This is a genomic window from Mesorhizobium sp. ESP7-2, from assembly GCF_020164715.1.
In the GTDB taxonomy this organism is placed as follows: domain Bacteria; phylum Pseudomonadota; class Alphaproteobacteria; order Rhizobiales; family Rhizobiaceae; genus Mesorhizobium.
Window position 1 is genome coordinate 1 of record NZ_JAIUGQ010000051.1, and the last position, 25,183, is coordinate 25,183.

Sequence of the window (25,183 nt, forward strand, 5' to 3'; positions counted from 1 at the left end):
GGCCGGATGGAGCCCCGACTACCTCGCCTCAATCCTCGGTCAACTTCCCCGTTAACCTGGATTCGCAGCCCTGCGGTATGGGCGCTATTGGGCATGGTGCTGACGTATGCCCACCATTCCGGAGCCAACCGTCGCAAATCGGCTCGTTGTCGTCGAGGCCCTGACCGAGAGCGGGATCGAGGCATTCTTCGTCACGCATCTCTTCGAGTTCGCCCACAACCTCCGTGAACGGAACCTGCCGAACGCAACGTTCCTGCGTGCCGAAAGGCAGGGAGACGGAACGCGGACTTTCAAACCACACGAAGGCGTTCCGCTTCAAACAAGCTCCGGCGAAGATCTCTACCATAGAATATTCGAAGAAGCGGAATATAACAGCGCTAACCGACATCCAGGAGCTGAAGCGAGGACGGCATGAACGGGGACACGGAGAAAATCCGCATTATCAGGCTGCACGAGAAGTGGGCCGACTTTTATACGATCGTCGCTCAGGTGCTGATCCTTTCGCTGTTCGCAGGCGTCTACTTTTTGGCCGAACAGACGGGTGTCGATGCGGCGGAGCGTACTGGTGCTTTCGTGTTGCTGGGCCCCATCATTCTCGGCACGGTCATTTGGCAAGCTGCCGGCTTCGGACTTGCCCGCATCCACATGATCATCAATGGCGTCGATCTAGGAGGGTCCATCCACGACGAGCGGGCTCGGGGATAGGTCGACAGGAAGATGCAGGACGTTCTTCATGCAGTGATGTGGGTGGCGCTCGGCAGTGCCTTTGGCGGCCCGGCGCGCTATTTCGTGTCGGGGCTGGTCGGCCGGCACGTCGGCGAAACTTTTCCCTGGGGCACGATGGTCGTCAACGTCAGCGGCGCTTTCATGATCGGCCTGATTGCAGCCGCCGCGACCATCGAGGGTTTTCTACCGATGCCGTCCGCCTGGCAGCTTGCCGTCACCGGCTTCCTCGGCGCCTACACAACCGTGTCCTCCTTCAGTCTCCAGACCATGGCGCTGGCCCGCGACGGCCAGTTTCGCAAGGCAGGTGGCAATGTGGCGCTCTCCCTCGCTCTCTGCCTGTCAGCGGTGGCGCTTGGCTATGGTGTTGGCGCTTTCAGCCTTGGGATTGGCCCCGCATGAGCGAGTTCAAGGAGGCGCTTTCCGACGAAGAAGAACCGCGGCCGACGCCCAAGGCTGGTCTACGAGGGCGGGCCAGATGGCATTCGTTGCGCGAAAGGCTGCTTCTTTATGCCGTGGTTTCGCTCGGTTCGATCATCGGCAGCGTCTTGCGCGCCCTTGCCTCGCTCGCCGCGCTCGGCTGGTTCGGCCAGGGATTTCCATGGGGTACCCTGTTCGTCAACATCGTGGGTTCCTTCGTCATTGGCTTCTACGCCGCGATCACGGGGCCGGACGGACGAATCTTCGCGGGCATGTACCAGCGTCAATTCGTGATGACCGGCATTTGTGGCGGCTTCACCACCTTCTCGGTCTTCAGTCTGGAAGCCTTCCAGTCGCTTCATGCCGGTAGATTCACGCTCGCAGGGCTTTATGTCGGCATCTCCGTCATCACTTGGCTCGCATCCGTCTGGCTCGGCCACGCTCTTGCTTCACGCCTCAACCGCCTGGGAGGAACATGATCATGCAGATACCACGCCAAGCTATGCTTCTGCGGATATTCATCGGTGAGGATGATCGTGACGATGGCCACCCGCTCTACGAATCCATCGTGCTGAAGGCTCGCGAGATGCAGCTTGCCGGCGCAACCGTGCTGCGCGGCGGAATGGGCTTCGGTCAGTCCAGCCGGCTACACACTACAAAAATCCTCAGGTTATCGGAGGACTTGCCCCTGGTCGTCGAGATCGTGGACAGCGAAGAGAAGATCAATGCTTTCCTGCCGGTGCTCGAAGGCATCATGTCGAGCGGACTGGTGACGCTGGAAAAGGTGCAGGTGTTGCAGTACGGATCAAGCGGCGCCTAAATGTGAGCTTTCCATAGGTTGTCCATTCGGGCCAGGGCGAGGAAGCTGAGGTTGCGAGACTTCAGTGATTCCTCGGAGGACCGGATGAACATGCACAAGAATGCCCGTCTGACGCCGCTCGGTCGAGAGGCCTGATGCGCCCGAGATGCGACAATCGGCAGTGGTAGGGTGGCTATCACGCAGAATCGCGCGATAGCGAGCAATAATCGCGTTATTTCAGATAGTTATGACCGATTTTATTCATCATTTTAGAGGGGCTATGGCGTAGCCGTAGTTCTCATCTTCGCCCGGAGCGGTGCGCCAATTGACACTAAATTGTCCTGATTTACGAACACCATGGAACCGTCGTTCCCCGTCATCGAGCGCGCGGCAATCCCAGCACGACTACAGCATGTCGCGGCGAATAGGATTCGCCCGACCTGCTGTAAGCTTCTGATTTTATGCATGTCGTTATCCCGGAACCGACGACACTTCCGGGCGACATGCATTAGCCGCCTTGCCTGGATGGAACCGCCATCGGCTGCGGGAGGCGGCTGATCCGGTGGAAGGACCAAAGGAGGAGAGGACAAAGGAGGAGCGCGGCAGCGCCGAAATCGAGCGCGGCGGCCGAGGTGCCGGCCCGGGTTGCAAGTCTGCCGCCGATCGTCGGCCCAGCCAGCATACCGGCATAGTAGACAGTGTAGAACACCCCCATCCCGATCGAGCGTGTCTTCTGATTGAGCACGCGTGTCGGCAAGCTCATGATCGCGCCGGCGGGCAAGCCGCCTGCGATACCCATGGCGATGATGAGGGCCAGCACTGGTCCGCTTCTCGACAGAAGGAGGATCAGAAATGCAAAGCCTGCACAGCCCGTGGCGAGAACCGCGCCGCCGCGCTTGGTTCGATCGGTCAGAAAACCACCCAGGGGGACCGAAAGCGTGGCCAGCCAAAGCACGACGCTGATCGTCGATCCGGCCGCGGAGTTGGACCACCCGCGCTCGACGAGCATCGACGGACCGAAGCTGAAAACCATTGCGAAGCCGACATTATAGAGGCACCAGATCAGGCCGGCGGCAATGAGGGCACAGGTTGTCCCCGCCGAAATGCCCGAGCGTTCGACGCCAGCGGCGGGCGATACCTCCGGGGGGCGATAGATGAAGGTCATCAGGCCGATGCCGACGATGACCGGGACCGAAACGGCAATGCCCACGGCGGTCACCCCGAATGTCTGTCCGATCGTCGGCAGCATCATGAGAGCGATGGCGATGCCCGTTGGCCACGAGTTGATGTAGATGGCCATGGCGGTTGCGATTTCCCTGCCGGCAAACCAGTCCGCGACCATCTTGGTCATCAGGACATTCAGGAGAACGCCGCCAGTGCCGCTTATCAATCGGCCGCCGATCTGCAGGCTCCAGAACGGCGATGCCGCCATCAGCATTTCACCCGTCAACATCATCAGAAGGCCGACGAGAACGGTCGCCTTGTCGCCATGGCGTTGGCCGATGGTCGCGCCAGGCAGGGCCAATGCGACTCCCGGTGCAAGATAGAGGCCGATTAGAATGCCGATGTCGGCCAGGCTCGCACCGACGCTATCGCTGATAAGAGGCGCGACGGCGCCGACGCTCTGAAACTGAAACGCCATTGCGGCGCGAGCGACAAACAGGACCGCAAGGATCGTCCAGCGGCTGCGCACGGTTCCCCCTGTTGTTCCGAACTATTCGGGCCTGATATTCTGGTTCAGCCGGAAGAAATTGGTTGGGTCGTATTGTTTCTTGACCGCGGCGAGGCGTGCATAATTCCCACCGTAAGCAGCCCGCACGCGCTCGTCACCCTCATCACCAAGATTGTTGGCATAGACACCGCCGGTTGAGAATGGTTTGACCGCGTTCCACAGGTCACGCGCCCAGCGGGTATTTGCCTCGTCATCGGCCGGATCGTCCCAGATCGCGATCGGGAAGCAGTCAAAGGCCGCATCGCGATTGGCGTAGGGCGAGTGCGACGCGGGCACGCGAGCGATCGCGCCGCCGACCTGCTGGAAAACCAGCAGGGAGGAGCGATTGGGAGCCCTCGCGTAAGCGTCGAGCAGGGCCTCGATCGCGCCATCGCCGATCTCGCGCATGAACTGCGCTTTCCAGTAGTAGCGTCGCCCGCGTGGAAAGAGGCTATCGCCCGACGATTGAATCTGAAGATAAGGAACGGCTTGAAGGCGGCTTTCGATGGGGGATCCGAATTTCATCAGCGGTGCGATGACGGATTCGCCCGCTTCGGGTGACCCCACATGGCAAGCCGAGATGCTGAAGGCACGGTCGCCCGAGGGCAGTGTGACGAGCGCGGCATCGATGCTCACCTCATCCGGGGCGTCACGGGAGAATTCGTCGTAAAACCGCATCGCCTCGCGCGCATGACTGTAGGCATGGAGCACCGAGCCCACCAGAAGGGTCGGGCCAAGCGGGTGCAGCCGGTATTCGAACGCCGTCACTATACCGAAATTGCCTCCGCCGCCCCGCAAGGCCCAGAACAGTTCGGGATGCTCGCTGGCGCTTGTTCGCAGCAGCCGTCCATCAGCCGTGACGATGTCAGCCGCGATCAAATTATCGCAGCTCAGACCATGCTTTCGTCCGAGCTTGCCGAAGCCTCCACCAAGCGTAAGGCCGGCAATACCAGTGTCGCTGTTGACGCCCATGGTGGTCGCAAGGCCGTGGGCCTGCGTGGCTGCGTCGAACTCGCCGAGAGTCAGACCAGCTTGGGCCCTGGCAATGCGACGCTCGGGATCGACTGCGATCTTCTTCATGCGGGATAGATCGATCACCATCCCATCGTCGCAGACGGACAGACCGGCGACGTTGTGGCCGCCGCTGCGAACTGCCACGAGACAGCCTCGTGACCTGGCATGGGTCACCGCATGGAGGACGTCATCGGGATCGGCGCAAAAGACAATTGCAGCAGGGTGTTTGTCGATCGTCCCGTTCCAGACCCCGCGCGCCTGGTCGTAGGTAGCGTCCGTCGGCAACACCAGTTCGCCCCGTAAACCTTGCCGTAGCTGTTCAATCGCCGCGCTCGGAGAATGGGATCGGCCCGATAGCGCGTCGGTCTGTCGTGGAATCTCCATCGGTGTGCCCTCGGTTCTGGCAAGACTATGGTCTCACACAGACGCAACCTTCTGCAAAAGCGAAATTCTTAGCTGCCAGATGAGAGGAATTCATCTACATTGCCGGCATGAGAAACTGCCCGCCTCTCCGCGGTTTGCACGCCTTCGAGGCCGCCGCTCGGCACGGCAGCTTCAAGGCCGCGGCGGCGGAACTCGGCGTGACGCCGACAGCGATCAGCCACCAGGTCCGCTTGTTGGAAGAGATATGCGGTCGCAAGCTGTTCCAGCGCAGACCGCGCCCGCTCGTGCTGACGAGCGCGGGAGCGCGACTGTTTCCTATCCTCCGCAACGGCTTTGATCTTCTCTCCGGCTCCCTTGCCGCAGTCGCCGAGCCGGATTTTCAAGCGCCATTGCGGGTGACAAGCCCAAACGCTTTCGCGAGTCGATGGCTGGTCCCTCGGTTGCCGAAATGGCGAGAGGCCAACCCGGCCGTACCCCTGGATATCATCGGGACGGACGCAGTACTCGATCTACGCGGCGGCGCCGCAGATGTGGCGATCCGCTACACACGTCGCCCACCTTTGGGGCTTGCCACGCAGGAGATATGTCGCGATTCCTTCTTTCCGATTTGCAGTCCCCGACTATTGGCGAGCGACGGGCGAACGATTGAGCGTGCCGCTGATCTCCTGCGCTATCCGTTGATCCATTTTGACTGGATGAACCGGGATCCGGACGCTCCTACCTGGCCCCGGTGGCTGGCGACAGCCCGTTCGATCGATCCAGACCTGATCCCGGACAAGGCTTGTGATTTGAGCTTCCGCGAGGAACTGCATGCGATCGATGCGGTTGTTGCCGGACAAGGTATTGCGATCTGCAGTGACGTCGTGGTCGGCCGTGAACTGGAAAACGGCTCGCTCGTCAGAGCGCATCAATTATCCTTGCCGGGCTACAGTTTTTATATCGTGTGGATGCCCCACAGTCCGAGATCCGCGGTGATAGAGTCGTTCCTGGCGTGGATAAGAACCGTCGCATGAGACTGTCGAACCTGGGATGAGCCGCGCCAGGCTTGGCTTGGGACCATGGCAGCGAAGACGGCCAACAGATCTTCTTCCTGCCTTTTGACCGGCGTGGGGAGGAAACGGCCGGAAATGGGGCCACGCCCCACGACATCTGCGATATTCACCCATCCTAGCCGACTGCGTGGCAGCGCAATGGTCGGAGGGCCCAAGGTCGGCTCCTGCGGCACGGCCGCCTACCCCGCGAGCCTGTCGTCGTCACCGACATCGCAAGGGATCCGCGGTGGGGGATTTTCGCGACCTGGTATTGGCCATACCGGCTTCATGCTCGGCGTCTTTGACTTGTATTCGATGACGGTGTGCGGGCACGGAGGGCCGACAGCACTCTCGCTTTAGTTCAAAGTTGCCATTTGGATCGTTACAGATGGGTAAGAATTATAAGGGTATTACTCTTGCCCGGATTCTTTGCAAAACGCGGAGATACGAAATGTCGCGTTCAAGATTCCCGGTTGATCAGCTGGCCCAGTCATTTTCCAAGGACGATGCCAACGCCGTGCGCCTGGTGCTCGACGCGGTCCCTCATCCAATATTCGTCAAGGATCAACAATCCCGTTTCGTTGTTCTGAATCGTGGCATGTGCGAGTTCATGGGGCGTTCCCACGAGGAGCTAATCGGCAAGACGGACTACGACTTCGTACCGAAGGAACATGCGGATGTGTTCCGGCGCATTGATCAACTGGTGCTGGAAACTGGCGAAATCAACGAGAACGAGGAGATCATCCGCGGGCCGCAAGGTGTGATCCGCACAGTTGTGACGCGCAAGGCGCGGGCGTTGCTGCCGACCGGTGCCCGTTTTGTGGTCGGTAGTATTACGGACATTACCAAGCTGAAGCAGCACCAAGCCTCGCTGCAGCTGCTGTTCGAGGAGAATCCGCTGCCGATGTGGGTATTCGACCTGGGAAGCCTGCGCTTTCTGGACGTCAACCAGGCCGCCATCGAGCATTATGGCTACACACGCGAGCAATTCCTCTCCAAGTCGATCCTCGACATCAGACCTCGCGAAGATATCGAGGCGTTCCATCGCATCGTCGGCACCGGCCAAGGCTCCTACCAAACCGGGCGCAGCTGGCGTCACATCAAGGCGGACGGCAGCCTGATCGACATCCTCGCCTATTCCAAGCCGATCGACTATGACGGCCGCGCGGCTTTCATGGTCGCTGTCATGGACGTGACGGAGCGGAAGCGAGCGGAAGACGACCTTCGGCGCACCAGGGAGTTCCTGGACACAGTCATCGAGAACATTCCGGTCATGCTCTTCGCCAAAGAGGCGGGACAGCACCGCTACGTCCTGATGAACCGGGCGGGCGAGGAACTGCTCGGTATCCCTCGAGCGGAGCTGATCGGCAGGACCGACGCCGAGCTGTTTTCGCCAGAGGAGGCCGAGTCCTTCTTCATTCGCGACCAGGAGGCTTTGCGCTCCGGTTCCGTGCAAATCGCCGCGGAAGAGAAGATCCCCACGCGGCACAAAGGCGTGCGCGACCTCGCAACCCGACGGCTGGCTGTCGACAGCCAGGATGGCACGTCGAAATACCTGCTTACGGTCGCGGAAGACATCACCGAGCGCAGGCGAGATGCCGCGCGGATCGCCTACATGGCCACACATGACGTGCTGACCGACCTTCCCAATCGAGCGGCACTCGTCGAGCAGCTCGAGTTCACGCTCGAGCGGGCGACCTCCGGGCGCGAGTCGTTTGCCGTCATGCGTCTTGACCTCGACGGCTTCAAGGAAGTCAACGACGTCTACGGACCGGGGGTGGCGGACGCTCTGCTTGGCCAGGTGGCGAAGCGCCTTGCCGTAACCGCGGGCAAGCACTTCGCTGCGCGGACAGGCGGCAACGGGTTCACCGTGATCGTCAGCGAAGGTCCGCATCCCGCGGTCGCTGTAGAGCTGGCCGACCGCCTGCTGGCGACGATCGCCGATGTTTTCGAGGTCGAAGGCCACGCATTGCGGGTTGGGCTCAGCATCGGTATCGCCTTCTTCCCTGGCGATGCGACCGACGTCACAGCTCTTTTGAGCAATGCTCAGGCAGCGCTCGATCGCGCAAGAGCCGATGGCCGTAGTGTCTTCCGGATATTCGAGGCCGACATGGATCGCAAGCTGCGCGAACGCCGTGCTCTCGAACAAGACTTGCGATCCGCACTGGCAGGTGGCGAATTATTCCTGCACTATCAGCCGCAGGCGGGCATGGCCGGCGAAATCGTCGGGTTCGAAGCTCTGATCCGGTGGTCCCACAAGGACCGAGGGATGATCCCACCCGCCGAATTCATTCCGGTGGCCGAAGAGAGTGGACTGATCGTGCCCATTGGAGAATGGGTGCTGCGGGAGGCATGCCGAGAGGCGGCTTCGTGGACCAAGCCCGTTCAGGTTGGCGTCAATTTGTCTCCCGTGCAGTTTCGCCAGGGCGATCTGCCTGGCCTGGTGCATTCGGTCCTGCTGGAGACGGGACTCGATCCAAAGCGGCTGGAGCTGGAAATAACCGAGAGTGTGCTGTTCGACGACTTCTCGCGGGCAAGTTCGATCCTCAGGCGGCTGAAATCGCTCGGCGTGAAGATCGCCCTGGACGACTTCGGAACCGGCTATTCGTCGCTTTCCTATCTTCAGTCTTTCCCCTTCGACAAGATCAAGATCGACAAGTCCTTCGTCTGGATGATCGAGAAGAACCCGCAATCGGCCGCCATAATTCGTGCGATCGTGGGGTTGGGACGAGGCCTGTCGATGCATATCATCGCGGAGGGCGTCGAGACATTGGAGCAGTTGAGCTTTCTTAGCGAAGAGGGCTGCAATGCTCTGCAAGGCTACCTGATCGGACGCCCCTATCCAATTGAGGCATACGCGAATGAGGTCGGCAGACCCGCAGCGCTGGCGGGCAGCGCGCGCCCTCGCCGCAGACGGTAATCGAGGCGAGAGGGAACCCCTTCTCTCGCCGAATCCTCACGGGCGGACGCGGATGATCGTTTTCCCCGCGCGCCGCTCAGTCGAATTGAACGTGGCGACAGCATCATCGAGGCTCGAGACCTTGCCGATGTTCGTCCGCAGTCTTCCGTCCCGGACCCGCTGAACTATCTCGGATAGTTGCGCGTGATCAGCCTCGACGACGAAGTCGATCGCCAGGCCATCCGCGGGTCGAACATCCGTTGGTCCGACGACTGTCACGAGCGTTCCTCCGGCCCGGATCAGAGTTGCGGACCGCTTCTGGATGTCCCCGCCGATGACATCGAACACCAGATCGATGCTGCCGACGTCCTCCAGGGAGTCGTTCCCGAGGTCGACGAATTCATTTGCACCGAAGTCGAGCGCCTTCTGACGGTCGGCGGCGCGGCCGGTGCCGATGACATAGGCGCCGGCTTCCCGCGCAAGCTGCGTCACGACCGAACCGACGGCGCCGGCCGCGCCATGCGCAAGCACGCTCTGTCCTGCCCGAAGGCGGCCATGCTGAAACAGACCCTGCCATGCGGTCAGGCCCGAGATCGGCAGACTCGCGCCCACCGCGAAGTCGACATCGCCGGGCAGTGGCGCGAGATTGCGTGCTTCCATGGCGACGTACTCAGCAAGTGTGCCGTCGCGATGCCAGTCCGACAGGCCGAACACCCGTTGACCGATTGACAGCCCCGTGGTGCCGTAGCCAAGCGCGGAGACCACACCGGCCAATTCATGGCCGAGGATCGATGGCGTCCGGTCACGGAAGGCCCGATCTGCCCAGGTCGAAGGCCACTCCAGTTCGGTGTTGACGAAGCCCGCCGCATGAACCTGTACGACGACGTCGTTTATCGCTGCCTGTGGCTGGGGCCGCTCCACCAGCTTCATTCCGGCCGTTCCCGCGGCCTGGTCCGTCACGACGATCGCTTTCATGGGAATTGTCTCCTCGGTGATTTGTTGGTTCGAGATAAATTGCAGGGGTGCAAGGTCTTTTCGATCTCTCACGCCTTTGGCTATCGGCTCGACGCCTTCCGCGACGACCTTGATGTTGATGCCGACGAGACATCTGGCGGGCGCTTCATAGCCATAAGCTCCATCACATCATGCGGATCATCTGCCGACGAGATGGCAATCGTCAGCCATTTTCCGTCGATGTATGTTTTTGTTTCATCGTAGAGTTCGACCAATTGCCAAGTTCCATGGATCCGTTCCGGACACATGGGTTACGGTTTGTACCGGGTAACACTTTGACCCGAACTGTTTTTGGAGCCTGACTTGACCACAACCACCACCAGGCGCGCCCTGATCACCGGCGCCGGCGCGGCCGACGGCATCGGCTTTGCCATTGCGCGCCGGTTTGGCCAGGCTGGGCATGCGGTTTTCCTGACCGGCGCCAGCGCGCGGGTACTGGAGCGCGCCCTCGAGCTTCGCGGCGAGGGCATCGATGCCACGGCCGCGGTCGCCGATCTCACCATTGCCGCGGAGGTGGAGCGGCTGCGGGCCGAGGTCGGCGCTGTCGATATCCTGGTCAACAATGCCGGCATGGGATCGCTGGCCTCGCCGTCCGTCGACAAGACGTTCCTGGCGATGAGCGAGGCCGAGTGGGACCAGGGCATCGAGACCAGCTTGAAGACGGCGTTTCTCGTCACCAGGGCGTTTCTGCCGGCGATGGTCGAAACGGGGTATGGGCGCATCGTCAATGTCGCATCGGTGACCGGGCCGCTGGTCTCCTACCAGGGCACCGCCGCCTATTCCGCGGCGAAGGCCGGGATGGTCGGCCTGACCCGGACATTGGCGCTGGAAATGGCGCGGCACGGCGTCACCGCCAACGCCGTGGCGCCTGGCTGGATCGAGACAGGGGCGTCGAGCGAGGCGGAGCGGATAGCGGCCCGGCATGCGCCGCCGGGCCGCGCCGGGCGTCCGGATGAGGTCGCGGCGGCGGTCGTGTTCCTGGCCTCCGAGAGCGCCAGTTACATCAACGGCGCCTTGCTGGTGGTGGACGGCGGCAACAGCCTCGAGGAACGCAAGGGATAGACCTCGCGGCCTTATGCCTGGATGGATTTCGACCCTCAGACGTAATTCCTTCCACCCGGAATGAACCGTGATCTCTCTCGGTTAAATTTCCGCGCGGCCAGTCTGGACCCGCCAGGCACCTTCCCGCTTGACTAAATCATCAGTCTGCACTAATCATAAGTAATGACTGTTGATAGCGCACAGCTTGCCGCCCTGGGCGATCCGACCCGAAGGCAAATTTTCGAGCTGATCGCGGAGCGTCCGCGCTCGGTGGCGGAGGTCACGCGGCAGGTCAGCGTGTCGCAGTCCGCGGTGTCGCAGCATCTCAAGGTGCTTCGCGATTCGCGGCTGGTGCGCGCGGAGCCGAAGGGCGCCAGCAACGTCTACCACATCGATCCGCACGGGCTTGGCCAGATGCGCGCCTGGCTCGACCGGTTCTGGAGCAAGACGCTCGCGGCCTACAAGCTGGCCGTCGAGACCCCACCAGAGGAGTGACCATGAACACCCAGATCCCCATCGCGTCGGTAAAACAGTCCGTCGTGGTCGAGGCGCCGATCGAGCGCGCCTTCAAGGTTTTCACCGAGGATTTCGGCAGCTTCAAACCGCCCGAGCACAATTTGCTTGTAGCCGAGATCGCCGAGACGGTGTTCGAGCCTCGGGTCGGCGGCCACGTCTATGACCGCGGCGTCGATGGCAGCGAGTGCCGCTGGGCGCGCGTGCTGGCCTATGAGCCGCCCAACCGCGTGCTCCTGAGCTGGGACATCAGCCCGCAATGGCGCATCGAGACCGACCTGGCCAGGACCAGCGAGTGGGAGGTGCGGTTCACCGCCGAAACGGCTGAGCGCACCCGCGTCGAGATCGAGCACCGCAAGCTGGAGCGCCATGGCCAGGGCTGGGAAGGCGTCCGCGATGCCGTCGCCGGCGATCAGGGCTGGCCGCTCTATCTGCAGCGCTATGTCGAGCTGGTTGCACGGCAGGCCTGACCGCGACTTTTAGAGGCGCTTCGCCGGATAGGCGGTCAGGGCACCACGCCCCTGCACGCCCAGGCGACATTGGCGAACGATCTCGGCCCGTCCGGTCGCCCGGCCTGATAGGCATCGCGGACGGCAGCCTCGGTGCGCTCGCGCTCGGTTGCCTCCAGCGTGATCATGTATTTGCCGAGCGGACCCTCGCCGGCTGCTATCGGCGCCCAATAGTCGGCGAAGTCCTGGTAGTCCATGCGGATCATCAGCTCGGTCTCGGTCACGTCGGCCAGCCCCTGCTCGATGAAGGTCCGCTTCATTTCACCGGGCTGCATCATCGGCTGGAAGCAATAGCGGCTGCGCAGTTGGCGCCCGCCTTCGCCGAGCGCGGCAACCGTGTCGATCATCATGCGCATGCCCGCCATGCCGCCGAGATGGTCCCACACCACGGCCGCGACCACGCCGCCCGCCCGCGTAACGCGACGCATTTCGGCAACCGCCTTGCCGGATTCCGGCACGAAGTGAAGCACCAGCAGCGCCAGCGCGCGGTCGAACGCATTGTCCGCGAACGGCAAGGCGGTGGCGTCCGCTTGCTTGATTTCGATGCGCGGATCGGTGTTGCGCCGCCTTGCCGCCTCGACGAAAACAGGTGAAAAGTCGATTGCCGCGATCGCCGCGAGTTCGGCGGATTTCGCCAGCTCGAACGTCAGGCTGCCGGTACCGCAGCCGACGTCGAGGATTTTTTCGCCAGGGGCAAGACCGGCGAAGCCGATGAAGCTGGGCGCGAGCTTTCGGCTCCAGCGGCCCATGAGTTGCTCATAGCCGGACGCGTCATGAACGGTGAAACTCGATGTCATATGCCCCTCCCCTTGGCTGGCGGCGCAGGCTAGACCTCAATCAGGATGAAGCCAAGACGCGGGAGCACGGTGGATGCCTGCATCCAGGGCGGGTCAAAAAGGCCGGCCGGCAGTTTTGCCGGTCTTTATGAGACGCCCCTTGAACGTCGCCACACTTTCCTTTCCACCAGCGGCCATTCCAGCTTGGCGATTGGATAGCGCCCTCAAGACGAAGGAATATGCGGCTCCTCCACCAGGTAAAACCGGTCCTTCGGCGAGAAATCCGTCACCAGGAACGAAAACGAGGCGGTCTCGAGCGGATCTACCTTGCCTTTGCGGAACAGCAGCCTGTCATAGGGCTCGAAATCGCGTTTGAATTCGGCGAAGCTGTCGGACTTGATCATGCCGTGCTCGCGCTCAGCCTGGTCGAATGACAGCCCGTCGCCATAATCGCTCGGCCTGTTCATGATCGACTGCAGCTCGAATTCGAATTCGATCCAGGCGTCACCGCTGTTGTTGAGGGCGACGATCTTCAGCGGCAGGAAGCCGGTCGTGTAGTCGCCGGAGGTTCCGAACGGCTGGATCTGCCTGGCGGCCCGTATGGTCAGCGTAACCGGGTCCGCCGTCTCCAGTTCCTCGGTGACCACGATCGGATCAGCGCGCGTTCCGGCGCCCCTGGCCGAGAGGATCCTGAAACCGCCGAGTTCGTCGGAGAACGAGTAGGCGCCGGCTTGGACCATCCTGGTCCCGTCCGCCTCGGCGCGCGGGCAGCTTGCGGCCAGCAAAGCCGCACACACCTGCACACAGCGCAAGCCTGGACCCGTCATGCCGCAAGTATGAACGACAATTGCCCAGCCGCATACTGGAATGACATGGCGTGAGGGATGGCGGCCTATTGGCCGGCTGAAACAACGATGCTGCCTCAGCCCCCCACCCGCCCCACGCTCTCCCGCTCCACCAGCGGGCATTCCAGCTTCGTAATGGGATAGCGCCCCCGCCCCGCCACCGCGGGCGCTTCCAGTTGCTCGATCGCCCATTGGCCCATGGCCATATGCGGCAGGATCGAGGTGGTCAGCGGCGGGAACAGATGCCGGGCGATTTCCTCGTCGTCGTAGCCGACGACGGAAATGTCGGCGGGAATGTGCAGGCCGGCTTCCTTCAGCGCTTCGTAGCAGCCGATCGCGGTGCGGTCGTTCTGGCAGAAGATGGCGGTGGGGCGGTCCTTCAGGGCCAGCAGCTTGACGGTCGCGGCGTAGCCGGCGCTGGCCGACCAGTCGCCCTCGACCACCAGTTCGGGGTCGAACGGGATGTCGGCGGTGGCGAGCGCGCGGCGGTAGCCTTTCAGGCGGTCCTGCGCGGCCTGCATCCAGGGTTCGCCCGTGATGGTGGCGATGCGGCGGTGGCCGTGGCTGATCAGGTGCCGCGTCGAGCTCTGGCCGCCGGCGATCTCGGACGGCACCACGGCCGGGAAGGCATAATCCGATGTGTAGCAGTTGAGCAGGATCACGGGGATGTCGAGGCCGTAGAGGAAGTCGGGCGCCGTGATCTCGCGGGTGAAGATGGTCATGTAGATCAGCGCCGAGATGCCGCGCTTGGTCAGGGCTGCGATGGCGCGCGGCTCCATCACGGCGTCGCCCATGGTCTGCGCCACCAAAAGCACGTTGCCGGCATTCCACGAGGCCTGGCGCGCGCCCTCGATGGCGACGACGGCTTCCGGGCTGGTGGCCAGCTGGTCGACGGCGAAGCCGATCACGCCGTCAAGTCCATCGAAGGTCCCCTCGAAAGCGGTAGCGGGCTTGTTCAGCGCCGAGAAGGCAGGGGCGCTGTAGCCGAGCGCCCGCGCCGCCTCGATCACCCGCTCGCGGGTCTGCTGCGACAGGCGAATCCCCGGCGAATTGTTGAGCACGAAGGAAACCGTCGCCTGCGAGCAGCCGGCGGCACGCGCAATGTCGGTCATGGTGACGCGGCCCTTGGGCTTTGCCGCCGCCTTGCGGCGCTTCGCGGTTGCGGTGACCGGATCCGTCGTCTCGCTCATGCAGCAGATGTCCCCCGATCCCCAGCCTGTCTAGCGACGGCCTGCCGGGCCGGCAAGATGGCGTGACGCTGCCGATTCACGGGCGCATCGACTTCGTTTATAACTATTATCATACTTGCGGTCCATCGCTCGTGCAGGCTCTGGCCTCGAAAAATACCGAGATCGTAGGGCTCCAGCTTGATGTGCGGGGATCACAGCATCCGGCAAATCTGTCTGGAGATGGCCTCCTCGCACTGCCACGCCAATCCCGTGCTAATAGTATTTACTAATACAAAAATGCGCTGTACCGTCAATCCACCGCATCCGGCCCGGTCGGGTCCGGCTGCGGTGGGGAGTGTCTATGAATGGTCCGATGGCGAGCGGATATCTGCCTCCGCCAACCCTGTCTCGTACATGTGATATGTCAGACAAATCGGACTATTTACGAATGAAGAATGGTTGTCTAAAGTCCATGGCCGTGGCTGGGAACGACGCCAGTCCTTTCAGTGCCGGAACCCCTGAGGAGGAGGGGCGTCCAAGCCGCAAACGGCAATTCCAGTGTGCAAGACAATCCAGTGATCTAGTCCGGTCAGTCCTCCGACTGACCAAAACGGGAGGTTGAACATGAAATCCTTGATACGCAATGCATCCGTGGCCGCCGCGGCCCTGGTTGTCGGCCTGGCGGCGACGGCCATCGCGCGCGCCGACGACAAGCCGACGCTGGCCTTCGTCGTCAACGGCGCTTCCGATTTCTGGAAAGCGGCCGAAGCCGGCGTCAAGAAGGCGCAGGGCGAACTGCCCGGCTACACGCTCGAACTCAAATATCCCGAACAATCCTCGGTCGCCATCCAGCAGCGGCTGATGGACGATCTGGTGACCGCCGGCGTAAAGGGCATCATGGTCTCGGCCGTCGATCCCAAGACCTCGACCGATGGCCTGAACAAGATCGCCTCGCAAACGGCATTGTTCACCACCGACAGTGACGCTCCCCAGACCAAGCGCGTCGCCTATATCGGCTCGTCCAATGTCGATGCCGGCAAGCAGGCGGCCGAAATCGCCAAGAAGGCGATGCCGAACGGCGGCAAGTGCCTGGGCTTCGTCGGCCTGCTCGGCGCCGACAATGCCAAGGAGCGCATCCAGGGCATGAAGGATGGCCTCGCCGGCACCAAGATCGAGCTCGTCGACGTGCGCGGCGACGACATCGACCAGGCGCGCGCCAAGAAGAATGTCGAGGACGCGCTGGTCGCCAGCCCCGACGTCACCTGCATGGTCGGCTTCTACTCCTACAACACGCCGCGCATCTATGAAGCGCTGCGCGATGCCGGCAAGCTCGGCTCGATCACCGTCGTCGGCTTCGATGACGATCCGATCACGCTGGGCGGCGTCAAGGAAGGCACCATTGCCGCCACCGTCGTGCAGCAGCCCTTCGAATGGGCCTATCAGGGCATGAAGCTGATGGCCGCCTATCTCAAGGGCGACAAGTCGGGCATCCCGGCCGGCAATCTGATCATCATCCCGACCAAGATCATCGGCAAGGATGATGTCGACGCCTATGCCAAAAATCTGAAGGCGATGGCTGGAAACTAAGACCACAGACAGTTCAGCCGGCTCAACTCGCTTGAGCCGGCTGTTCGCATTGACGAACCCTGCCGGGATCGTCAGTCTGCAGAACGGGCCGCTTTGGCTCACCGGCTGCTGTCAGGCATGATGAATTATTCCGACACATCCATCGCGGCGACCACTCCGTTCCTCAGCCTCGAGAACGTGCGCAAGACCTATCCGGGCGTCGTGGCGCTCGACGGGTTTTCCATGGAGGTCAGGCCGGGCGAGGTCATCGGCCTTGTCGGCGAGAATGGCGCGGGCAAGTCGACGCTGATGAAGATCCTCGGCGGCGTCACCACGCCTGATACCGGCACCATCACCGTCGACGGCACCGCCCACAAGGACCTGACGGTCGAAGGCAGCCTGGGTTCCGGCATCGCCTTCGTCCACCAGGAACTCAACCTGTTCGACAATCTCGACGTCGCCGCCAACATCTTCTTCGGCCGCGAACCGCTGCGCGCCGGGCCGCTGAGGCTGGTCGACCGCGCGAAATTGCGCGAAATGGTGGCGCCGCTGCTGAAGCGCGTGGGCGCCAATTTTTCCGCCGACACGCAGGTCGCGGATCTCTCGCTGGCGCAGCAGCAGATGGTCGAGATCGCCAAGGCGCTGTCGATCAAGGCCCGGCTGGTCATCCTCGACGAGCCGACATCGAGCCTGCCGCTCGCCGAAACCGACAAGCTGCTCGACGTCATCAAGGCGCTGAAGGCCGACGGCATCAGCGTCATCTTCATTTCGCACCGCCTGCACGAGATCGAGCGCGTCGCCGACCGGGTCGTCGTGCTGCGCGACGGCATGCTGGCCGGCACGCTGGGCAAGCGCGACATCAACCACGACCAGATGGTCAAGCTGATGATCGGCCGCATGCTGAAGGAACGCGAGAAGGCCTCCGAGGCCGCGCGAGCCCCCGGTGCCGTCGCGCTGTCGGCCAAGGCGGTCCGCACCCCCACCTATCCCGGTCGGCCGGTCGATCTCGACGTCAGGCGCGGCGAAATCCTTGGCCTTGCCGGCCTTGTCGGCTCCGGCCGCACCGAACTGGCGCGGGTGTTCTTCGGCATCGAAGCCAGCCTTGGCGGCACGCTGGAGCTCAACGGCAAGCCACTTGCGCTGGCCAGCGCGGCGGACGCCGTCGCGCAAGGCATTTTCCTTGTGCCGGAAGACCGCAAGCTGACCGGCATCCTGCTCGACCTGTCGATCGCGCAGAATATTTCACTGCCCAATTTGCCCGCGCATGCGAAGCGCACGCTGGTCTCCAACAGCGCGGAAGTCGCTACCGCCGAGAAACAGAAGAAGAATCTCGGCATCAAGGCGCCTTCGGTGCAGACGCGCACCGGCACGCTGTCGGGCGGCAACCAGCAGAAGGTCGTGCTCGGCAAATGGCTGGCCATGAACCCGAAGGTGATGATCCTCGACGAGCCGACGCGCGGCATCGACATCGGCGCCAAGGCCGAGATTTACGGGCTGATGCGGGCGCTGGCGGATGCCGGCGTCGCCGTGCTGATGATCTCCAGCGACATGGAAGAAGTGATCGGCGTGTCCGACCGCATCGCCGTCATGCATGAGGGCCAGATCTCGGGCATTCTCGACAAGGATCAGTTCAGCCAGGAAAACGTGCTTTTGCTCGCGGTGGGCAAGCCGGCAAACTAATGCATGTCGCGCAAAAGTGACCCTCGGTTTTGCGGCAACGGCATGCATAAACAAAAGCTGAAGCGCGCGACGCGCTTTAGCTAAGCGGAGACGACGATGACAAAGAAAGATCTCGGCCTGCTGATCCTGATCCTGGTGGTCGGAGCGGTAGTTGCCATCATCAATCCGCGCTTCCTCTTGCCGATCAATCTCGCCAACACCTCGAATCTCATCGGTCTGTTCGGCATCCTGTCGATCGGCCAGGCCTTCGTCATCATCACCGGCGGCATCGAATTGTCCGTCGGCTCCGTCGTCGCGCTGCTCGGCACATTGTTCATCGACTTCATCGCCGTGCGCGGCATGGGATGGCCGATCGCCTTCGTGCTGATCCTGGTGCTCGGCGCCATCATCGGCCTGGCGCATGGCTGGCTGATCACGCGGCTCAAGCTGCAGCCCTTCGTCGTCACCTTGTGCGGCCTTTTGATCTATCGCGGCGTCGCGCGCTTCTACACCGCCGACGGCACCGCTGGTTTCGCCTTCGGGCAGAATTTTCCTGATCTCGAATTCCTGACCGCCGGCCGCTCCTGGGGCGTGCCGAACTCATTCTTCGCGCTGATCGTCATCGCCATCGTCATGTGGGTGGTGCTGCACCGCTCGGTGTTCGGGCGCTATCTCTACGCCATCGGCAAGAACGAGGAGGCGGCGAAATATTCGGGCATCCGCACCGGCCGCGTCGTCATGGCGGCTTACGTCATCTGCGGCGTGCTGACGGCGCTGTCGGCGATCTATTTCGCCATGTACACGCGCTCGATCTCGCCGGCCAGCCATGGCCAGTTCTACGAGCTCTACGCCATTGCCGCGGCCGTGCTCGGCGGCTTCTCGCTGCGCGGCGGCGAAGGCTCGCTGATCGGAGTCATCCTTGGCACGGTGCTGCTGCAGGAATTGCAGAACCTGGTCAACCTGCTCGGCATTCCCTCTTCGCTCAACTTCGCGGTGATGGGTGGCGTCATCCTCATCGGCGTGCTGGTCGACCAGCAATGGGGCGTGTTCCGGGCGCGCCGGCGGATGGTCGATGCCGCCCGCAAGGGCGCGGTCGGCGCGGCCGCGGAATAAGTCCTCAACTACCTGCTGCTCGTGCGTGCGGCGCGGCGAACGCTCTGCAAAAGAATGGCGAGGCAGCCGACCACCAGCAGCGCGCCGCCAAGCAGCGGTGGCAGTGCGAGCAGCTTCACCGCCGCGGTAACGGCGGCCACCAGGACCAGCGCCAGCAGCGCCAGACTGCCGTCATCGACGAACATGCCGAAGAATTCCCGGGCGACAAGACGAAGAACGTTCATCGGGCGAGCCCTCCGGCTGCTGTTGGACGGGTGCCGCGCAACCAGCGCACCATGGCGAAGGACGCCAGCGCGACGATGGCGAAGATGGCGAGCAGGGCAAGATCGGCGCCCGGCCAGTCGGCGCCGATGCCCTCGCCGGTCCAGAAGATGCCGAAGCTGGTCAGCATCAGCCCGACCACGAATTTCAGCGCATTCTCCGGCACGCGCGCCAGCGGCCGGTGAACCGCCAGGCCGACAAGCATGACCAGGATGAAGGCGGCCAGCGCGCCCAGGCTGGCGTATAGCGTCTGCCCGTGCGCGGCGCCGACGGCAATGACGATGAACACCACCTCGACACCCTCGAGCAGCACCGCCTTGAAGGACGCCAGTCCGGCGAGGTAGTCGGCGCGCCGATCTCCGGCCTGCCGGTGTAGCTCGGCGGTTTCCTTGGCGAAGGCCGCTTCCTCGTCATGCAGGGCAATGACGCCGACGCTGCGCAGGATGGCCTTTCGCAACCAGCGCATGCCGAACAGGATCAGCAGCACCCCGACGGCGAACTGCAGCGTGGAGATCGGGACAAGCGCCAGCAGCGGCCCGAACGCCAGCACCAGGGCCGCCAGCACCGCCAGCGCCAGCGCGGCACCCGTCAACGCCGGACGCCAGCTGCGTGTCACCCCGACCGCGAGCACGATGGTGAAGGCTTCGACGACCTCGACCAGGGAGGCTAGAAATGCCGCCGTGACTGTCGAGAGAATGGGTGTCAGTGTCTGCATCAAGGCTTCCTGTCTTGTCTCGTTCGACCATGATCTTTTTGGCCGGTCATTTCCAGCTTCGGGAGTGCGATCCGGAATCACTATGCGGTCAGCACCACACAGCGCTCCGGTGGCAACGAAAAGGCAAGCGCGGCGCCAATAGGCGGCGCTTCGGGCCAGTCGAGCCGTATGCGTTGTTGTCCGAGATCGACCGCCAGCCGCCAGCATCGGCCCTGGAAAGCGCTCGACAGCACCTTGCCCTGCAATCGATTGCCGGGATAGGCGTCCGCCGGCCGGGCGTCCTCGGGACGGATGACCAGCATGCCTGCGCCGGATCGGGCACCCGGCGTGCGCACGGTTTCGGCATCACTGTCGGCGATCCTGAAATGCTCGTCCCTGACCTGCCCGCGAACGATCGAAAAGCCGCCGATGAAGCTCGCCACGAAAGAATCGGCCGGTGTTTCATAGATGGCGCGTGGCGTGTCGAACTGGACGATCTCGCCTGCCCGCATGATGGCTATACGGTCGGAGACCGCCATGGCCTCCGCCTGGTCATGCGTCACATAGACGACCGTGATGGCTTCGCGGCGCACCATCTCCATCATCTCGATGCGCATGTCCTCGCGCAGCGCGGCATCGAGGTTGCTCAGCGGTTCGTCGAACAGCATCAGCGCCGGACGCGCCGCGAGGCAGCGCGCGATGGCGACGCGCTGCTGCTGGCCGCCGGACAATTCCGTGGGATAACGATCCTTGTAGGGAGCAAGGCGGGTGACGTCGAACGCATGGTTCACCCGCTGGGCGATTTCCTGCTCCGAAAGCCGCTGCGCGCGCAGGCCGAAGGCGAGATTGTTGGCCACCGTCATATGCGGCCACAGCGCATAGTCCTGGAAGACCATGCCGATCCGCCGCTTTTCAGGAGGTACGACCGACATCTCGCTCCATACGACCCGTCCGTCCAGCGTGATCGATCCCTTTTCGGGTGCGACCAGCCCGGCGATGATGCGCAGAAGCGTGGTCTTGCCGGAGCCGCTGGCACCGAGAAGCGACACCACTTCGCCGGCATCGATCTTGAGGTCCAGGTCGGTCAGGATGGGGCGCCCGCCGAGCGACTTGCAAATGCCGGCACAATGCAGGGATGCGGTCATGACAAGGGTTCCGCTCCGACGGTCTGGTGGTGGCCCGCATCGACAAGCGCCGCACTCCGGCGCGGTCTGACGAACCGCCGAAGCGGATACCAGACCAGCGCGGCACCCATGCCCGCGGCCGCCATGGCGACCAGCGCGATCGCCGACGCCAATCCGTCCCGATCGTGGCTGAACAGCTTCAGGATGAGCGTCGGCGCCGGCGGGCCGCTCCGGGGAATAAGCATTTGCGAGATCGGCAGTTCGAACACGGTGCGGATGAACGTCAACAGGAAGGCCGTCACCACGCTCAGCAGGATCAGCGGCAAGGTGATTGCCAGCAACCGGCGGGTCGCCCCGACACCATGCAGGCGCGCCGCATCCGTCAGGCCCGGCGCCAGCTGGCCGATGGCCGAAAGGATCACCACCAGACAGTAGGGGAGCGCTGCCGCGACATAGCCCATGACCAGCAGCGAGCCATCGCCATAATGGGGAAAGGGCCAATCGCGAAAACCCGGCAAGCGATTCCAGACAAGGATATAGCCGAAGCCGAGCACGATGCCCGGTATCGCCACCGACCCCAGCGACAGGCCGACGACGGCGCTGCGCAGAACTGGGCCCGCGCGGTCGAGTTGCGCCGACAGGAGCAAGGCGAGGGAACTGGCGATAGCGGCCGTCAACCCGGCATAGAAGAGACTGCGCAGCAAGCCGTCATTGGCCGCGGTGTTCAGGCTGAGCGCCGCCACCACATTGGCCGCGGTGAAATTGCTCCAGATGAGCCCGTGGCCCAGCGTCTGCGTCAAGGCGCGCGCCGCGATCGCGGCCAGCGGCAATGCCAGCGCCAGGAAGGCAATGGCAAGGGCCGCTGCCGTGGCGAGCCAGCGCCATCTGCCGAGATTGTACAGCCTGACCGGCCTGGCGCGGCCCGAAATCAGGCGCGGGTCGGCGCGGCGGCGCAACAGCCGGTCCGCCACCACGACGAGCAGGACGAGGCTGAGCAGGACGAGCGCCTGGGCGCCGGCGGCGGGAAAATCGACCGGATAATCACTTGCGGCGGCGTAGATGCCATAGGTCAGGACACCAAAATTCGACATTCTGGCGATGGTCGAGGCCAAGCCGAAGTCTGACAGCACCTCGGCGAAGGTGGCGATGAAGCTCAAGGCGATGGCCGGCGCCAGCAAGGGGCCGTTGATGCGCAGCCAGATCCTGAGCGGAGCGGCGCCGGAGAGCCGCGCGGCATCCTCCAGTTCGCTGCCCAGTCCGGCCAGCGCGCTGCCGATGATGAAGGCGGCCAGCGGAAACAGGCTGAGCGTGTGGACGAACACCAGGCCGGTCAGGCCGAAAAACGCGGAGCCCAGCGAAGCAGGCAGCAACCCGAATTGAGCCAGGTAACCACCGGAAGACATCAGCAGCACCCAGGCGAGCGCCTTCAGATAGGACGGTGTCAGGAAAACCAGCCACGGCACCATTGAAATTGCTGTCCGGCCCGGAATGTCGCAGCGCTGGACGAGCACCGCGAAAGCGCCGCCTAGCGCCGTCGTAGTGCAGGCGACGAGCATGCCGAGCTCAAGCGAATGCAGGACCGAGCCCGCGACATAGGGAGAATTGAAGACACGGGCCAAGGGCTCGAGGCTCAGACTGTTGCTGGCGTCTTGCGCGGCAAACAGGCCGGGCACGACCGCCTGGACCAGCACCAGGGCAAGCGGCAATCCGATCAGCAAGGCAAACACGGCGTAGACGGCAAATTGCCCGCCGTGGCGAGCGAGCGCCGACAGGCGGCCTAGCGGCGGCTTTCCGGCGCCAACGCCGCGGGCAAAGGCCGCGGCGTTGGAATGCTGGAGGATCGTCATTTCCCAAACAGCCGGATCACTGGACGAAACTGGCCTTGTACCACTGCTTCCACTCGGTCTCGTGAGCCGAGGCCACGGCATCGTCGAGATGCGTGTAGGTGATGTTGGTCTCGCGGCCTGGCTTGGCGTTGATGCCCTTGATGATCGGGATGTAGAAGAAGTCGGTGTCGTCGCCATTCTGCATGGCGGCCTGGCCTTCGGCACTGGTGACGAAGTCGATGAATTTCCGGGCCGCGTCCATGTGCTGGGTCTTGGCGCTGATGCCGAGGCCTTGCGGCAGGGATACCGAGCCCTCGCTGGGGTAGACCGCGACGACGGGTTCGCCGGCGGCGATCTTCGAGAAGATGGCACTGTCCTGGTTGATGCCGACGGAGGCATCGCCGGTCAGCACGGCCTTGTTCACCTTGCCGCCGCTCGACAGGCCGGACAGGGACTTGTTGGTCAGCGTCTTGGCCAGGAGAGCCTTGCCGGCATCGAGGCCGTTGGTCTGGAAGAAGCCGGCCAGCCATTGATAGGCCGGTCCCGACAGGTTGGGATCCTTGGCCGCGACGCCGCCGGCGAAGGACTGAAGATCGGCCCAGGATTTGGGCATCTTGCCGGCTGGCACTTTCTTGGTGTTGACCTCGATGGCCGTGGTGCTGGTGCCGGTCGGCAGGAAGGCGTGGCTTTGCGGGATCAGCGACTTGCCGAGATCGGTGAAGGCCACCTTGTCGTAAGCCGCCGCGGGAACAGGCTGCAGCACATGGTCGGCCGCCATGCGCTCCATCACGGCGGAGCCGTCGAGCCAGACGATGTCGAATTGCGGATTGCTGCCTTCGGCGGCGATCTTGCCCAGCGTCTCGCCTGTGCTGCCGGGTTCGACGACATCGACGGTGAGGCCGGTCTTGGCCTGGAAGGCCTTGGCCACCGGGCCGGCGAAGTCGAGCGCGTCATAAAGCACCAGGTCGGATGCCGAGGCAGGTGCTGCCACGGCAAGCGCACTCAGGCCAAACGCCAAATAGAAACTTGTACGTACGTTCATCTTGCTCTCCAGTAGATTTTCCATGGGCACAGTAAGTTCCGTCGTATCATGTATGAACAGATTGAATGTTTTGTGTCGTCTGCAGAGTTTCTTAATTTTTATTATATTTATTCTTACGTATGCCCCGCTTTATCCAGGCCTTGTCGATCGACCCCCGAACCGTGCTCAGTCGTTCAAGGGCATCAAAGGCGGCTTCGCTGTTTCGTTTCGCCAGCCCGATGATCATCGCCTCGATGAGGACGATCGTGCCGCCATGCATGGCCAGGTGATCGGCCTTGCCGCGCGGAACCGGGAGGCTCTCCGCCACCTTGCCGGGAACCAGCGGAGCCAGATTGTCGCTGATCAGCACGACCGGAATGTCGAAACGCGCGGCATGGTCGAGGACGACTTCCACCTCGCGATAGAGCGGCGCGTAGGCCATCATCAGAACGGCGTCGCCCTTGCCGAGCCACAGCAGGCGATCGGCGAGCGCAATTCCCGATACCGATAGCGCGCTGGTCGGCAGGCCGATCCGGTTGAACTGCAAACTGGCATAGTCGGCCATGGCGCCCGATGGACCTATGCCGAAGACATGGCGGCGGCTGGCCCGCGCCAGGATGTCGACGCTGCGCTCGAAAGCCGCCGCCATCTCCGGACGCTTGAGCACTGCGAGCACGCTCTCATGGATGTCGATCACATGCCGCAAAGCCCCGGCACTGTCGTCGCCGGTCTCCTGCAAGGTGCGCGCCAGGCGCTTGCCCGGTGATGGCGTGCCGGTCAGGTCGGACAGCAGCATCTGGCGAAGCGCCGAGAGGCTTTCGAAACCAAGCGAGCGCGCCGTCCGCACGACGGTCGCGTCGCTGGTGCCGGCGAGTTCGGCGATCTCGGCCGCCGATCCCAGCAGGACCGACTGCTTCTGGTCGACGAAGAACCGCGCCATCCGCTGCTCGGCCGGCGGCAAGCTTTCGAGTGCCGCGTGAACCCGGGCATCGACCGTCATCCTTCGGTCTTCCGAGGCATCATAGGTCATGGTGGCCGGCCCGCTCACTCGTCTGTAGTGATTACAACGGC

The 25,183-nt window shown here is 63.1% G+C and carries 24 protein-coding genes and 1 pseudogene; 12 read left to right on the plus strand and 13 right to left on the minus strand.

Annotation, left to right across the window (positions count from 1 at the left end):
* Window positions 1-411 precede the first annotated feature (411 nt).
* Genes LB543_RS30175 through LB543_RS30190 form a run of 4 tightly spaced genes read left to right on the plus strand, consistent with a single transcriptional unit; the run spans window position 412 to window position 1,963 of the window.
* Entirely contained in the window at window positions 412-705 is a 294-nt protein-coding gene (locus LB543_RS30175; protein WP_224616738.1) for a hypothetical protein, read from the plus strand.
* 12 nt (window positions 706-717) lie between these two features.
* Entirely contained in the window at window positions 718-1,125 is a 408-nt protein-coding gene (gene crcB / locus LB543_RS30180; RefSeq protein ID WP_224616740.1) for a fluoride efflux transporter CrcB, read from the plus strand.
* On the plus strand, window positions 1,122-1,622 hold the full coding sequence (locus LB543_RS30185; protein WP_140758770.1) for a CrcB family protein: 501 nt from the start codon (window positions 1,122-1,124) through the stop codon (window positions 1,620-1,622). The genes crcB and LB543_RS30185 overlap by 4 nt, the downstream gene beginning before the upstream one ends.
* Window positions 1,623-1,624: 2 nt before the next feature.
* Window positions 1,625-1,963 carry a DUF190 domain-containing protein gene (locus LB543_RS30190; protein WP_140758771.1) on the plus strand — a complete coding sequence of 113 codons (339 nt, stop codon included), beginning with the start codon at window positions 1,625-1,627 and terminating at the stop codon, window positions 1,961-1,963.
* A gap of 487 nt (window positions 1,964-2,450) precedes the next feature.
* Here LB543_RS30190 and LB543_RS30195 read toward each other — a convergent pair whose 3' ends face one another.
* The gene (locus LB543_RS30195; protein ID WP_224616741.1) at window positions 2,451-3,635 is read right to left on the minus strand and encodes a CynX/NimT family MFS transporter; all 1,185 of its coding nucleotides are present in this window, start codon (window positions 3,633-3,635) and stop codon (window positions 2,451-2,453) included.
* Window positions 3,636-3,656: 21 nt separating this feature from the next.
* Complete coding sequence (locus tag LB543_RS30200; protein WP_224616743.1) at window positions 3,657-5,051, minus strand: FAD-binding oxidoreductase; 1,395 nt, start codon at window positions 5,049-5,051, stop codon at window positions 3,657-3,659.
* A 134-nt stretch (window positions 5,052-5,185) separates the two neighbouring features.
* On the opposite strand from LB543_RS30200, the gene LB543_RS30205 reads away from it, so the two are divergent.
* Both LB543_RS30205 and LB543_RS30210 read left to right on the plus strand, forming a co-directional pair.
* On the plus strand, window positions 5,186-6,064 hold the full coding sequence (locus LB543_RS30205) for a LysR substrate-binding domain-containing protein (RefSeq protein WP_263498879.1): 879 nt from the start codon (window positions 5,186-5,188) through the stop codon (window positions 6,062-6,064).
* A gap of 469 nt (window positions 6,065-6,533) precedes the next feature.
* The gene (locus LB543_RS30210) at window positions 6,534-9,002 is read left to right on the plus strand and encodes an EAL domain-containing protein (RefSeq protein ID WP_224616747.1); all 2,469 of its coding nucleotides are present in this window, start codon (window positions 6,534-6,536) and stop codon (window positions 9,000-9,002) included.
* 36 nt (window positions 9,003-9,038) lie between these two features.
* Here the strand turns inward: LB543_RS30210 and LB543_RS30215 are convergent, their stop codons facing one another.
* Both LB543_RS30215 and LB543_RS30220 read right to left on the minus strand, forming a co-directional pair.
* Complete coding sequence (locus LB543_RS30215) at window positions 9,039-9,956, minus strand: NADP-dependent oxidoreductase (RefSeq protein WP_224616749.1); 918 nt, start codon at window positions 9,954-9,956, stop codon at window positions 9,039-9,041.
* An 80-nt stretch (window positions 9,957-10,036) separates the two neighbouring features.
* Window positions 10,037-10,213: pseudogene (locus LB543_RS30220) on the minus strand (DUF3788 family protein); the annotation flags it as partial.
* 85 nt (window positions 10,214-10,298) lie between these two features.
* Between LB543_RS30220 and LB543_RS30225 the strand changes: the two are divergent.
* From LB543_RS30225 to LB543_RS30235, 3 genes are all read left to right on the plus strand, one after another.
* Entirely contained in the window at window positions 10,299-11,057 is a 759-nt protein-coding gene (locus tag LB543_RS30225; RefSeq protein WP_224616751.1) for an SDR family NAD(P)-dependent oxidoreductase, read from the plus strand.
* A 162-nt stretch (window positions 11,058-11,219) separates the two neighbouring features.
* Window positions 11,220-11,531 carry an ArsR/SmtB family transcription factor gene (locus LB543_RS30230; protein ID WP_015314540.1) on the plus strand — a complete coding sequence of 104 codons (312 nt, stop codon included), beginning with the start codon at window positions 11,220-11,222 and terminating at the stop codon, window positions 11,529-11,531.
* A 2-nt stretch (window positions 11,532-11,533) separates the two neighbouring features.
* Window positions 11,534-12,019, plus strand: a complete 486-nt coding sequence (locus LB543_RS30235) for an SRPBCC family protein (RefSeq protein WP_140812286.1) — start codon at window positions 11,534-11,536, stop codon at window positions 12,017-12,019.
* Between the two features lie 35 nt (window positions 12,020-12,054).
* On the opposite strand, the gene LB543_RS30240 is transcribed toward LB543_RS30235, so the two are convergent.
* The 3 genes from LB543_RS30240 to LB543_RS30250 all read right to left on the minus strand — a co-directional run bounded on the left by LB543_RS30240 (window position 12,055) and on the right by LB543_RS30250 (window position 14,869).
* Entirely contained in the window at window positions 12,055-12,855 is an 801-nt protein-coding gene (locus tag LB543_RS30240) for a class I SAM-dependent methyltransferase (RefSeq protein ID WP_140812285.1), read from the minus strand.
* Between the two features lie 203 nt (window positions 12,856-13,058).
* Entirely contained in the window at window positions 13,059-13,574 is a 516-nt protein-coding gene (locus LB543_RS30245) for a hypothetical protein (protein ID WP_224616752.1), read from the minus strand.
* Between the two features lie 182 nt (window positions 13,575-13,756).
* A complete protein-coding gene (locus tag LB543_RS30250) occupies window positions 13,757-14,869 on the minus strand; it encodes a LacI family DNA-binding transcriptional regulator (protein WP_224616754.1) in 1,113 nt (370 codons plus the stop codon).
* A gap of 603 nt (window positions 14,870-15,472) precedes the next feature.
* Between LB543_RS30250 and LB543_RS30255 the strand changes: the two genes are divergently transcribed.
* The 3 genes from LB543_RS30255 to LB543_RS30265 all read left to right on the plus strand — a co-directional run bounded on the left by LB543_RS30255 (window position 15,473) and on the right by LB543_RS30265 (window position 19,186).
* Window positions 15,473-16,435 carry a sugar-binding protein gene (locus tag LB543_RS30255; RefSeq protein ID WP_224616756.1) on the plus strand — a complete coding sequence of 321 codons (963 nt, stop codon included), beginning with the start codon at window positions 15,473-15,475 and terminating at the stop codon, window positions 16,433-16,435.
* Between the two features lie 120 nt (window positions 16,436-16,555).
* Entirely contained in the window at window positions 16,556-18,094 is a 1,539-nt protein-coding gene (locus tag LB543_RS30260) for a sugar ABC transporter ATP-binding protein (protein ID WP_224616781.1), read from the plus strand.
* 96 nt (window positions 18,095-18,190) lie between these two features.
* A complete protein-coding gene (locus LB543_RS30265) occupies window positions 18,191-19,186 on the plus strand; it encodes an ABC transporter permease (protein WP_224591173.1) in 996 nt (331 codons plus the stop codon).
* Between the two features lie 8 nt (window positions 19,187-19,194).
* On the opposite strand, the gene LB543_RS30270 is transcribed toward LB543_RS30265, so the two are convergent.
* The 6 genes from LB543_RS30270 to LB543_RS30295 all read right to left on the minus strand — a co-directional run bounded on the left by LB543_RS30270 (window position 19,195) and on the right by LB543_RS30295 (window position 25,142).
* Window positions 19,195-19,410: a hypothetical protein gene (locus LB543_RS30270; RefSeq protein WP_224616757.1), complete on the minus strand. Its 216-nt coding sequence runs from the start codon at window positions 19,408-19,410 to the stop codon at window positions 19,195-19,197.
* Window positions 19,407-20,162, minus strand: coding sequence for a COG4280 domain-containing protein (locus LB543_RS30275; protein WP_224616759.1), 756 nt, complete (start codon window positions 20,160-20,162; stop codon window positions 19,407-19,409). Before LB543_RS30275 ends, LB543_RS30270 begins: the two co-directional genes overlap by 4 nt.
* Before the next feature lie 80 nt (window positions 20,163-20,242).
* Window positions 20,243-21,286 carry an ABC transporter ATP-binding protein gene (locus tag LB543_RS30280; RefSeq protein ID WP_224616761.1) on the minus strand — a complete coding sequence of 348 codons (1,044 nt, stop codon included), beginning with the start codon at window positions 21,284-21,286 and terminating at the stop codon, window positions 20,243-20,245.
* Entirely contained in the window at window positions 21,283-23,112 is a 1,830-nt protein-coding gene (locus tag LB543_RS30285; RefSeq protein WP_224616763.1) for an ABC transporter permease, read from the minus strand. The genes LB543_RS30280 and LB543_RS30285 overlap by 4 nt, the downstream gene beginning before the upstream one ends.
* Window positions 23,113-23,128: 16 nt before the next feature.
* Window positions 23,129-24,133: an ABC transporter substrate-binding protein gene (locus LB543_RS30290; protein WP_224591181.1), complete on the minus strand. Its 1,005-nt coding sequence runs from the start codon at window positions 24,131-24,133 to the stop codon at window positions 23,129-23,131.
* A 91-nt stretch (window positions 24,134-24,224) separates the two neighbouring features.
* Entirely contained in the window at window positions 24,225-25,142 is a 918-nt protein-coding gene (locus LB543_RS30295) for a MurR/RpiR family transcriptional regulator (protein ID WP_224616765.1), read from the minus strand.
* Between the last annotated feature and the right edge of the window lie 41 nt (window positions 25,143-25,183).